The sequence below is a fragment of the Vibrio sp. vnigr-6D03 genome, assembly GCF_002835515.1.
Lineage (GTDB): Bacteria > Pseudomonadota > Gammaproteobacteria > Enterobacterales > Vibrionaceae > Vibrio > Vibrio penaeicida.
Window position 1 is genome coordinate 109745 of record NZ_PIZL01000013.1, and the last position, 12692, is coordinate 122436.

Consider the following 12692-nt stretch of genomic DNA (forward strand, 5'->3'; position numbering starts at 1 on the left):
AACAACTATCGTTATAAGAAGAATATTATGGACCACTCAGTACATAACAAACTCGTTTCATTTATTTGGTCAATTGCCGACGACTGCCTTCGTGATGTCTATGTTCGTGGTAAATACCGCGACGTTATCTTGCCTATGGTCGTGCTACGTCGTCTGGATACGCTTTTAGAACCATCAAAAGAAGCGGTACTGGAAGAAGTGAAATTCCAAGTAGAAGAGATGAATGAAACCGAGCTTGATGATGCACCATTGTGCGCTGCATCAGGTTATGTGTTCTACAACACCTCTAAGTGGACACTGCAAACGCTATTCAGTACCGCGACCAATAACCAACAGATTCTGCTGGCTAACTTCGAAGATTACCTCAACGGTTTTAGCGATAACGTAAAAGAGATTGTTGAGTGTTTTAACCTGAAAGCTCAAATCCGCCACATGGCGGGTAAAGACATTCTGCTAGATGTGGTTGAGAAATTTGTCTCGCCATACATCAACCTAACGCCAACGGTGAAAGAAGACCCTGAAGGCAATAAAATACCAGCACTTAGCAATCTTGGTATGGGTTATGTATTTGAAGAATTGATCCGTAAGTTCAACGAAGAGAACAACGAAGAGGCAGGTGAGCACTTTACTCCGCGTGAAGTTATCGAGCTGATGACGCACCTAGTTTTCGATCCAATCAAAGATAACTTGCCCCTTTCAATCACAGTGTATGACCCTGCATGTGGTAGTGGCGGTATGCTGACAGAAACACAGAACTTTGTTGAAGAGAAGTACCCGGCATCGAACCGTGATATTTACCTCTACGGTAAAGAGATTAACGATGAGACTTACGCCATCTGTAAGTCAGATATGATGATCAAAGGTAACAACCCAGAAAACATCCGTGTTGGTTCAACCCTTTCTACCGATGAGTTCTCATCAGAACGTTTCGATTTCATGCTTTCTAACCCGCCTTACGGTAAGAGCTGGGCGAGTGAGCAAAAGCACATCAAAGACGGTAAAGACGTCGTTGATGGTCGCTTCAAAGTGAAGTTAAAAGACTACTGGGGCGTTGAGTCAGAACAAGATGCTATCCCTCGCTCAAGTGACGGTCAGTTACTGTTCCTTATGGAAATGGTCAATAAAATGAAGTCGCCTCAAGTTAGCCCATTAGGTTCACGCATTGCGTCCGTTCACAATGGTTCAAGCTTGTTTACCGGTGACGCAGGTAGTGGTGAAAGCAACATTCGTCGCTTCATTATCGAAAATGACATGTTGGATGCGGTTGTTCAATTGCCAAACAACCTGTTCTACAACACGGGTATTACCACGTATATCTGGCTACTCAATAACAACAAGCCTGAAAGCCGCCAAGGCAAGGTGCAGCTAATTGATGCTAGTTTGCTGTTCCGAAAACTGCGCAAAAACTTAGGCAACAAAAACTGCGAGTTCTCACCAGAGCACATTGCGGAAATTATCTCGACCTATCTAGATAACCAAACCGTTGAGCGTGCTATCGACGAGAAAGGCGATTCGGTGGGTATTGCCGCGCAGGTATTCAAAAACCAAGATTTTGGTTACTACAAAGTCAATATTGAGCGCCCAGATCGCCGCAGTGCACAATTCAGCGCAGAGCTAATTGAGCCGCTACGTTATGAGAAATCACTGCGTGAAGTGATGGAGTACTTGTACGCCGAATATGGCGAGCAAGTTTATGATGCTGGTTTTGTTAAAGGGATTGAAAAAGAGATCACCATGTGGTGTGAAGAAAACGATATCAGCCTAAACAAAGCAGCGAAAACCAAATTGCTGGATACGAAAAACTGGATTAAACAGCGCACACTGGTTAATGCGGCAAGCCAGTTACACAGCAAGATTGGTGAAGATATTTACAACGACTTTAACCAGTTTAAGCAGCTAGTCGACGCAAAGCTGAAATCACTGGGACTTAAACTAGCGGCAACTGAGAAAAAAGCCATTGTTGATGCGGTAAGCTGGTATGACGAAAATGCAGAAAAAGTCATCAAGAAAGTCGCCAAGCTCAAGCAAGACAAGTTAGATGACTTGCTAGAAAACTACGAATGCGAGCTTCAAGACTTGCCAGATTTCGGTTACTACCCAACGGGCAACCACAACGAGTTTGTGACTTATGAATCAAGCTCAGATCTGCGTGACAGCGAATCTGTACCGCTTGAACAAAGTATCTACCAATATTTCCTTGATGAAGTAAAGCCGCATGTGGATGAAGCTTGGGTAAATTTAGAATCAGTCAAGATTGGTTACGAAGTCAGCTTTAACAAGCACTTCTACCGTCACAAACCACTGCGCTCAATGGATGAAGTGGCGAACGACATCATTGCGCTAGAGCAAAAAGCGGAAGGCTTAATTGCTGACATTTTGGGCATCTCTGTGGCTAAGGTTAATGGGTGAGCGAATGACCGATACTATGATCACCCAGATGCCAAAGTATGAGTCAATGCAGGACTCAGGTTTCGAGTGGATTGGAGACATTCCGTCTAGCTGGAATCTTCTTTCAGTAAAGCAAATTTACCGTTTGGTTATGGAAGAGTCGGGTAAGAACCATAATTTGGAATTACTATCTGTATATTCTGATATAGGTGTTCGGCCGAGGGCTGAACTGGAAGAGAAAGGGAACAAAGCATCAAGTACAGATGGATATTGGTTAGTTAGGAAAGGCGATTTCGTCGTTAATAAGCTTTTGGCTTGGATGGGGGGATTGGGTTTATCGGAATACGATGGTGTTACAAGCCCCGCTTATGACGTTTTAAGACCAAGAAAGGAAATATGTGGAAGTTACTTCAATTATTTGTTTCGTAGTCCAGCATGTACCTCTGAACTGAAAAAACATTCAAGAGGCATAATGGATATGCGACTTCGATTGTATTTTGATAAGTTCGGTGTGGTAAAAGTCCCTTTCCCGTCTCTGAAAGAGCAAAAGGCTATTTCTAACTTTCTTGATAAAAGAACATCGCAAATCGATGAAGCGATCGCTATCAAACAAAAGCAAATTGAGCTGCTAAAAGAACGTAAGCAAATCATTATTCAGAAAGCTGTGACACAAGGGCTTGATTCTAATGTGCCACTCAAGGAGTCAGGAATCATTGGTCTTGGTCTAGTTGCTGAACATTGGGACATTGTGTTCAATAGAAGAGTTTTTAGAGAGAACTCGAGAAAGGTTAAGGGGGACGAGCTGCCACTATCATTATCACAAGTAGATGGTGTTATTCCTTCGAATGATATGAAAGAGCGTTCGCTCAGCCCCTCCCACAGAAATAACTTTAAATTGTGTTTCCCTGGTGATCTTGTGGTGAATCGTTTTAAAGGCCATCTAGGAGTGTTTTTTAACTCTGAGTATGAAGGGATAGTGACTTTTCATTATGGTGTTTTTGAACCGCAGAAAGGTGTTCATACTAAGTTTTATGAGCACCTATATCATACTGAACCTTTTAAAGCGATTTATGCAGGAGCCTCAAACGGCATGACTGTTGGTCTGCAAAACCTTTCTAATCAAAATTTCTATATGATTAAAACAATTCGACCGCCTGAAAAAGAGCAGATTGAGATTTGTAAGTATATAGAAAAGATCTCTGATGAGATTAATGTTGCAATAGGTGGCAATGAACTCCAAATCGAAAGGCTCAAAGAGTATAAAGCCACTCTTATCAACAGCGCTGTTACTGGTAAAATCAAAGTGACGGAGCTGTCATAAATGGCGGTTGTTGTTGCCAGTTGCACACTGGATAAGTTGTTCTCAGGTGTGCCGATTTTGGCTTCTGACGGTAAGGTTAAAAAAGACGTTCACGGGATGCTTGCCATCCCTGAATATCAGCGCCCATATCGCTGGAATGAAGCGCAAATCACTCGCCTGCTAAAAGACTTTAAGCTTCATCATCAAGAGCTAACAGGTAAGCCTGAAGCAGAACATTGCCCATTTTATTTGGGCAGTGTGATCTTGCATCAACACGGTGACAAGCTGAATATCATCGATGGTCAGCAACGTCTGACCACAATGGCGTTGATTTCCCACTTAGCAAATAAACATGCCGACCTAAAGCTGGTTTATGAATCCCCGGAGAGCCAGCAGCAAATCAAACATAACCTCGGTTGGCTGTATAAGCATGAAACCTCATTGGTTGATATCGATTTTGCTCAAATCAACATTACCTTGGTAGTGACAGACAGTGAAGATGAAGCCTACCGGTTTTTTGAAACCCAAAATACCGGTGGGGTGCGTTTAGCAGGGCCAGATATTATCAAAGCTCACCATCTGCGAGCGGTGGATGAAAAGGATAAATCTGCGGTAAACACCTTTGCGACTTGTTGGGAAGCGCTGGGGGATTTAAACCCCGTGGTTGATATTTTGCTGCGTGGTCGCTATTGGCAATACCTTAACTTCCGAGATTACCCAATGCACAACCAAACTCAGCAAGTGCGTCATAGCATTGTCACCGAGCTGGCAGAGCAAACAGGCAAAGGCGACGATATTGCCTTTGGTAGAATTGCTCGTACTTATATGCCCAACGGTGGAGAGAGCTTGGCACAGCCTCAAGTTGGCTATGAGTTGCGTCAGCCGTTAAATAGTGGCGCTAACACCATCCATTATTTGCAATATTTTGAGCAACTGCGCCAAACCTATTTACTGAAAAACTCAGCGCAAGGTGAGCTTGCAGGCTTTTACGAGTTTTATCAAAAGCTGGTGTGTAAACTCGATGGCTGCGGTTATCTCAAACAGCTTTATGACGCATGCCTGTTGCTCTACATCAGTCAGCATGGGCAGCAAAGCCTAGAGGTCGCAGCGAAAAAACTTTTCCGCGTGGTTTACTCTCGACGTGTAGAGAACCAAAAAGCAGTAAAAGAGAAATCGGTTCCTGCTTTCGTAAAAGAAACCCCAGTGCTGGATTGGATTGCAATGAGCTATACCCCAGAGCAGTGTTTCGCACAGCTAGATGGTTTTAAGCTGTCGGTCGACAAGAGTGGCTTTGATAAAAACAGCGTTAAAAAACGTTTCGTCGAAAAAGTATCTCAATACTTTGGCCTTGATATAGACAAGCAAGATTATGCCAATCAATTTGGCCCTACATTGAGCCAACACATCTCTGCGTTAGGAGCAAAATATGGGTGATCATTTATCAGTGCAAACTGAGCTTCTGACGCTTGAGAAAATCTATACCGACAACTACCAGTTTTCTATTCCTAGCTATCAACGTCCTTATGTCTGGTCAGATGATGATGTCTTGCTGCTGTTTAGAGATATTAAAGAAGCGTGTCGATTAAAAGAACCAAACTACTTTATCGGCACTATTCTTTCCTCTCGCATTGAACAGGATGGAGAGCGGATCTATGAGTTAATCGATGGTCAGCAACGCACCACCACATTAATGCTAATGACTATTGCCTTTAAATACGCAGGCATTAAGTCTGATCTTGCAGGGCTTGCTGTTTATACATCGAATAACGGTGAAGATAAGCCACGTCTCCAATTCTCAATTCGTGAGCAAGTTCAGCAGCTTTTAGGTGGCCTTGCAGGGCTTAAGAATTATCAAGTCCCGTCTGAGGAAACGATTGCCGACAATACTTATTTGAAACAGATGGGCGTGGCGTTAGGTGTATTGACCAAAGAGGTAGAGAAACTCAAATCAGATGATGAGGTGAGTGCCGAAGCTATGGGGGATTACCTCTACCGCCAAGTTCAATGGGTGAACAACGTTGTTCCAACACAAATGGACTTAAACCGATTGTTCGCCACCATGAACACCGCTGGCATTCAGTTAGAGCAAGCGGACATTTTAAAGGCGAAGCTGTTCAAACATATTCATACTAACAAAGCACAGTATGATGCAATGTGGGTGGCGTGTGAGCATCTGGAAAACTATTTTGAACGCAATGTACGCAAAGTATTCCCTAATGCTGATTGGTATCATATTGAACCCGAACACTTGGCGTCTTTTGATGCTGAACGCTTCGCTGCAAAAGATGAAACGTCAGAGGCGTTACCTGGCTTGTCGATTGCTCAGTTAGCGTCGCTAGTTAAAGCGAGTTCAATTCCTGATAACACCGAGCAAGAGAAGTTTGAAACCTACGATTTGGACGTTGAAACAGTTTACTGTCGTCCAATCATCAAGTTCCCGCTGTTATTGATTCACGCTTACCGAGTCTGCTTGGCGCTTAATGATCATAATGATATTGAGCCACGTCTGCATAGTGATCGCTTGTTGGAGATATTCGACCCACTTATCAACGGTGATGAGCAATCGGTAAAGCTGTTTATCGAAACGCTATGGCAGGTTCGCTACCAGTTTGACCGTTGGGTTGTTAAATGGGTTGAACGTGACGATGCGACAGATGCGCAGCTTGGTTTAACGTATCAATCTCGCAGCAAGTCGAATGACACTTACTACATCAACCGAACGCAGAAAGAGCTGACGGATATTGTGCTTCTGCAAAGTGTTCGCAACTTTACCGGTGAGCGCAGCGCCCAGTATTGGTTAACGCCATTTCTTTCAGGCTTGATCCGTTCGAGTATCAAACAAGACTCTGAGGCGCTAGAGCTGCTTGAAAACATCGACAACAAAATGTCATTGTCTGTTGATACTCAAAAAGAGGCCAGCTTTGCACTGGCTGAGGGCTTGGAACCTAACTACCAGAGTTGGCAATCACAATCGACGTACTTTGAACAGTCGTTAGGGACGAGTTTCGAGCACTACTGGTTTCAGAAACTTGAATACTTGATTTGGAAGCAAATGAAGGCTTCAGAATCTTCGTTGTCTTCTGAAGAATTAAATAAGTTCAAAAAGTACCGAATTACGTCCAAAAACTCAGTAGAACATGTTCATCCTCAAAATGATGAGTATAAGAGTGAGTTAGCATATGAAACGTTAAACTCATTTGGTAATTTAGTATTACTTAGTCCCGGTGAAAACTCTTCTTACAGCAATCAAGACGTTGACAAAAAGCGTATTGATTTCGATAGGAAGTCCCATTTCGACGCACTCAAGTTAAGAGAAATGTTTGCTGTAAAAGGGCAGGGGCTATGGGGCAAACAGCAAATAGATAACCATCTAGAAGACATGATGGCAGTATTTGCTCAGCACTATAAACATCAATAAAAACTTCGAGTCACCAAACCAAACAACGTGGTATTTATGGTTAGTAAAACAAATGAACAGGCACTAGAGGCCGCAATTGAAAAAGGTTTAGCAGGTATTTGTAAAGAAGAGTTAGCGTTGGGTGAAGCGCCTCTTAATTACAATAATGATCTTTATCTTATTGGCTCTCCAAGTGACTTTGATAAACAATACGCTTTAGATACCCGTTTGTTTTGGCAGTTCCTTGAAGATACTCAAGCCAGTGAGTTAGAAAAGCTCAAGCGCACTAGTCCTCACGATTGGCAGAGAAAAATCCTTGAGCGTTTTGATCGTATGATCAAGCGTCATGGTGTTTTGCGTTTGTTGAAAAAGGGGCTAGACGTTGATGATGCGTTTCTAACGTTAATGTATCCAGCACCTCTCGCCAGTAGTTCTGAGAAGGTAAAAAAAGATTTTTCTGCCAACCTGTTCAGTGTGACTCGTCAAGTTTGTTATTCCAATGCAAATCCATTGGAAGAAATTGACATGGTGCTTTTCATCAATGGTATTCCGCTGATTACTCTTGAGCTTAAAAACCATTGGACGGGACAAAATGCGGCTTATCATGGTCAGAAACAGTACCGAGATGATAGAGACGCGAATCAACCTCTGTTGAACTTCGCACGCTGTTTGGTTCATATGGCGGTTGATACCGATGAAGTCTATATGACGACCAAACTGGCAGGCAAAAAGACATTCTTCTTACCGTTCAATAAAGGCTTCAATCTAGGTAAAGGAAACCCTACTAACCCATATGGCCACAAGACGGCTTACTTGTGGCAAGAGGTATTCCGTAAAGAAAGTATTGCTAATATTATTCAGCACTTTGTTCGCCTTGATGGCAGCAGTAAAAAGCAGTTGGACAAACGAACTCTGTTCTTCCCTCGATACCACCAAATGGATGTCGTGCGTCGTTTGGTTGATCACTGTTCAGTTAATGGTGTTGGGCAAACCTATCTGATACAGCACTCAGCGGGTTCAGGTAAATCTAACTCAATTACATGGGCAGCGTATCAGCTCATTGAAACTTATCCTATCAGCGACGACCTACCAGGAAGTAGAGGGAAAGAAGTGCCTCTATTCGATTCGGTCATCGTCGTTACTGACCGCCGATTGCTCGATAAGCAGCTACGCGACAATATTAAAGAGTTCTCCGAAGTGAAGAACATTGTTGCACCTGCGTTTAAATCGTCTGAGCTAAAATCAGCGTTAGAGAATGGTAAGAAAATCATCATTACCACCATTCAGAAGTTTCCATTCATTATTGATGGTATTGCAGATTTAAGTGATAAGCGCTTTGCAGTCATTATTGATGAGGCCCATAGCTCTCAGTCAGGCTCCGCTCATGACAACATGAACCGTGCAATGGGTAAGAAGGAAGTGGAAGAGCTGGAAGATGCTCAGGACAAAATCCTACAGGCAATGCGATCTCGTAAGATGCGTGGAAATGCCTCTTATTTTGCGTTCACCGCAACGCCTAAAAACACCACTCTAGAAAAGTTTGGTCAGAGACAAGCGGACGGAAATTACGTTCCTTTCCACTTGTACTCGATGAAACAAGCCATCGAAGAAGGGTTCATTCTCGATGTTATTGCCAACTACACGACTTATAAGAGTTATTACGAGATCGAAAAATCAATCCAAGATAACCCTGAGTTCGATAGTAAAAAAGCGCAGAAGCGTTTGCGAGCGTATGTAGAGGCAAGCCAAGAAACAATAGATACCAAAGCCGAGATCATGCTTGAGCATTTTATCAAACATGTGATTAACGGTAAGAAGCTAAAAGGTAAAGGCAAAGGCATGGTGGTGACTCAAAATATTGAGTCAGCTATCCGCTACTATCGCGCTTTAACAAGGCAACTCGATAAGATGGGTAACCCATTTAAAGTCGCGATTGCTTTCTCTGGCACCAAAGAAGTTGATGGTATCGAATACACTGAAGCAGATCTTAATGGGTTCCCAGAAGGTGATACCAAAGATTACTTTGATGTGAACTACAAGCGTAAGGAGTCGGACTCCCCAATTCCTAAGCATGTAGATCAGGATGCTTTCCGTTTGTTGGTCGTGGCCAATAAGTATTTGACAGGTTTTGACCAACCGAAGCTTTGTGCCATGTATGTAGATAAAAAACTGGCAAGTGTACTGTGTGTGCAAGCGTTGTCTCGCTTGAACCGTTCAGCACCAAAGTACGGTAAGAAAATGGAAGATCTGTTTGTGTTGGATTTCTTCAACTCAGTGGATGATATCAAAACCGCATTCGACCCTTTCTATACATCGACAACACTTTCTGAAGCCACTGATGTCAATGTTCTTCATGAGCTAAAAGATGATATGGACGACACAGGTGTTTATGAGTGGTTTGAAGTTGAGGAGTTCAACAAGCGTTTCTTTGAAGGAAGAGATGCTCAAGATCTTAGCCCAATCATTGACATCGCAGCAGCGCGTTTTAACCACGAGTTAGAACTAGAAAACGAGTTAAAAGTCGATTTCAAAGTGAAGGCCAAGCAGTTTGTGAAAATCTATGGCCAGATGGCATCTATCATGCCGTATGAGGTCGTTCAGTGGGAAAAACTGTTCTGGTTCTTGAAGTTTTTGATTCCGAAGCTTTCCGTCGAAGACCCGGATAAAGAAGCATTAGACTCGTTACTAGATTCAGTCGATTTGAGCTCTTATGGATTACAAAGGGTTAAGCTCAACCATTCCATCGAGCTAGATGACTCTGAAACTGAGTTAGATCCTCAAAACCCGAACCCTCGTGGATCTCATGGTCCTGAAATTGAAAAAGACCCGTTAGATGAGATCATCCAAATCTTTAACGAACGTTGGTTTCAAGGTTGGAGCGCAACACCAGAAGAACAACGAGTTAAGTTTGTGAATATTGCTGAGAGCATCCGAAATCACCCAGACTTCGAAGCTAAATACCAAAACAACGCCGACCCTCATACGCGAGAGCTAGCGTTTGAGAAGATGCTGAAAGAAATCATGCTTCAACGTCGTAAAGACGAATTAGAACTCTACAAGCTGTTTGCACAAGATCCTGCTTTTAAAGCGTCTTGGACGCAAAGCATGCAGCGTATGGTTGGTGAATAAAAACAAATTCGATAGGGAATACCATGAGTAGATCAATCAAGTTACTTACCTTTTTGAACGAGAAAAGAGATTTGAACTGGGTCTTCGATGAGGTCGTTGGCACCATAAAGCAAGGGTATACTGAAGAAGCAACTTCAACTCTAACAGCAGACAACTTTCAACTTGGGGAGTCTATTTCTAAAACTGATCATAAAAAGCTCACAGGTTACGAGAAAACTAGAGAATACACACAAGATGAAGTATCTGATTTAGTTATAGATAGATTGAAATTCTTACACGTAGAAGTCCCAGAGTTCCAGAAAAGCTCATTTGAGCTATTTCACTCCATCAACCCGTCGTTAAAGGAAATTCAGCTTGTGGACAGTGATGATGGTGAGCTGAAAGGTTTTGAGTTGATAAGGGATACTAGCTTGTGGAAATGGCGTGAAATTCAGGATGATCTAAAAACGCGTCAGGAACGATTTGATCGATTTCTATTGGAGGTAGATCGTGTCTGCGAGTAAACCTAATATTACAGATTTGACAACGGCATATGATTCGATTTTGGCGGCGCATGCTCCTGTTCATCACTCAAACCATGCTCATGATGCATATGAAGTCTATTTGTTCTCTCTGGTTATTAAAGCAGCTCAAGCAGAAGGGGCTACAGTATCATTTGAAGACAATCGAAATCAGAAAAATCCGAGTACTCTTATTTTTAGAAGCTCTCCGGCAACTATTTATTCGAGCGCAAATGCTTTTACTCATGCTTTAATATCATTTGCCTCTGCACCGATTTTAGAGGTTCATGTCGGGGTTTATGTTCAAGGTTTAGCTGGAGTAATTCATGAGTGCGATGTGGCTGTTATAGATCAGAATGAAGCTAGGTTTTGTAGAGCACACGGAGTACACCCCAAGAAGAATAAAGTTGTAATCGCAGTTGAGTGTAAACTGTATGAAAACAATCTAGGCATAAAAATCGGTAGAGAGTTTATTGGTATGACAGCAGACTTGGGTAAGGAAAATAGGTTTCTATTTAGTAATTCCTCTGGTGCTTCATTAGAGAAAATACTTGTCCACCATAAACGTCATAGACTAATGGGAGTTACACCTCTTGACCATGATAGAGAGGAGCAAGCAATTGCAAAGCTAAGAGATGCCTTCAGGGATTATATAGCTAAGAATAGGTGACTTTCACCTCTCACAAAAAAGACGCCTTTGAGCGTCTTTTCTACTTTCCATCGTCACTCCCCAAACTTCCTCAAATACCTAGGTAACATAGTTTCATTGCCTAGCAATCCACCTTGGTGGATGTAGAGTAGCGTCCCGTGCTGTTCCTTTTCGTAATCTTGTATTAAACAGCGCCACATTAGTGGGTCGTAGAGCAGGTCGAATTCGATTTCGGTTTGTTCTTTTAGTTTTTTCCACATATCAAAATCGGCTTGGTAGAGTTTGCCAAAGTGGTGCTTTTTTCCTGTATTCAAAATATGTGGAAACTGTTCTTCGTTTAGCGATTGCCATTGTTGCATTAGGTATTCATCGCCGCCAACGCATGCGCAGGTGACTACTCGAATATTGTGTTTTTCTAAGTGCTTATTGAGGTAGAGAGAGGTCGTCCCCGTACCGGAAGGGAGGGCTACGGTAAGGGCGGCAATGTTTGCTTCTTTTTTCCAATCCAATATTTCATTTGCAAGCTGCTTTACGCCATATTCTGCCAACTCACTTCGGCCGCCTTCTGGAACAAAAAGGCAACGGTTGTCGGGCTTTCTGATCTCTTTTATGTAGCGCTCGCTACTTAGTGCATTATCTCCGTCGCGTTCCAATTGGCTTACATCAATAATCTTTGCCCCTAAATCCAGCGCTGCGCGGTAATTACCTTTTGGGTTTTCTAATACATAAGTCGGGATATGGTCCACATAAAACTCGAAGCTCCACCCTTTTAAGTGGGCGAGTGCGGCTAACGAATACAAAGAGTTGGCTTGAACAGATCCGTGCCCAATAACCGTTTTTACTTCTGGGTATTCGGTGTTCAGCAGCTGCATAAATTTTCTGGCTTTGTTGCCGCTGAATTGTGGATGAAGGAGCTCATCTCTCTTTAGGCAAAAAGTAATGTCATCAACGCAGTGTTGAGTAATTGGGCTGGCTTGAAGTTTCATAGCGATACGGGTGTTGCGATAAAGCTGTAGTCTAACAGAATCTTGTTTCTCATTGAGAGTGGCATTGCAAAGTGATCCTCGCAACTTCATACGACTTGGGTATAATGCAGCCTTCGTGCATTTTCTTTTGTGCGACACAGACTTTTACCCAAAGTTAGATGCTTGATTTCATTACCGCCCAAACGCCCAGTCTGCATGTTGACAGGTTTTCATGTCGATAGGTTTACTTGCTATTCGCTTAGCTCGCAGCCAGTAAGATTAGGTGGGCGCATTTTCATAGAGCATCAAGGGTATTGGAATTGAAATGAATGACATAAAGAATGAACTTACTTGATTTTGATAT

The 12692-nt window shown here is 42.7% G+C and carries 8 protein-coding genes; 7 read left to right on the forward strand and 1 reads right to left on the reverse strand.

Annotation, left to right across the window (positions count from 1 at the left end; genetic code table 11):
- Window positions 1-27 precede the first annotated feature (27 nt).
- Genes CW749_RS11095 through CW749_RS11125 form a run of 7 tightly spaced genes read left to right on the forward strand, consistent with a single transcriptional unit; the run spans window position 28 to window position 11384 of the window.
- Entirely contained in the window at window positions 28-2409 is a 2382-nt protein-coding gene (locus CW749_RS11095) for a class I SAM-dependent DNA methyltransferase (protein ID WP_101112151.1), read from the forward strand.
- Between the two features lie 4 nt (window positions 2410-2413).
- A complete protein-coding gene (locus CW749_RS11100) occupies window positions 2414-3709 on the forward strand; it encodes a restriction endonuclease subunit S (protein WP_180958383.1) in 1296 nt (431 codons plus the stop codon).
- Window positions 3710-5122 (forward strand): DUF262 domain-containing protein, encoded by a 1413-nt coding sequence (locus tag CW749_RS11105; protein ID WP_101112154.1) that lies wholly within the window; start codon window positions 3710-3712, stop codon window positions 5120-5122.
- Window positions 5115-7106 carry a DUF262 domain-containing protein gene (locus CW749_RS11110; RefSeq protein ID WP_101112156.1) on the forward strand — a complete coding sequence of 664 codons (1992 nt, stop codon included), beginning with the start codon at window positions 5115-5117 and terminating at the stop codon, window positions 7104-7106. Before CW749_RS11105 ends, CW749_RS11110 begins: the two co-directional genes overlap by 8 nt.
- A 36-nt stretch (window positions 7107-7142) precedes the next feature.
- Entirely contained in the window at window positions 7143-10214 is a 3072-nt protein-coding gene (locus tag CW749_RS11115) for a type I restriction endonuclease subunit R (RefSeq protein ID WP_180958384.1), read from the forward strand.
- 23 nt (window positions 10215-10237) lie between these two features.
- A complete protein-coding gene (locus CW749_RS11120) occupies window positions 10238-10717 on the forward strand; it encodes a hypothetical protein (protein ID WP_101112160.1) in 480 nt (159 codons plus the stop codon).
- Window positions 10704-11384 (forward strand): hypothetical protein, encoded by a 681-nt coding sequence (locus CW749_RS11125; protein ID WP_101112162.1) that lies wholly within the window; start codon window positions 10704-10706, stop codon window positions 11382-11384. Before CW749_RS11120 ends, CW749_RS11125 begins: the two co-directional genes overlap by 14 nt.
- A 53-nt stretch (window positions 11385-11437) precedes the next feature.
- Here CW749_RS11125 and CW749_RS11130 read toward each other — a convergent pair whose 3' ends face one another.
- The gene (locus CW749_RS11130; protein ID WP_101112300.1) at window positions 11438-12349 is read right to left on the reverse strand and encodes a 1-aminocyclopropane-1-carboxylate deaminase; all 912 of its coding nucleotides are present in this window, start codon (window positions 12347-12349) and stop codon (window positions 11438-11440) included.
- Window positions 12350-12692: the final 343 nt, after the last annotated feature.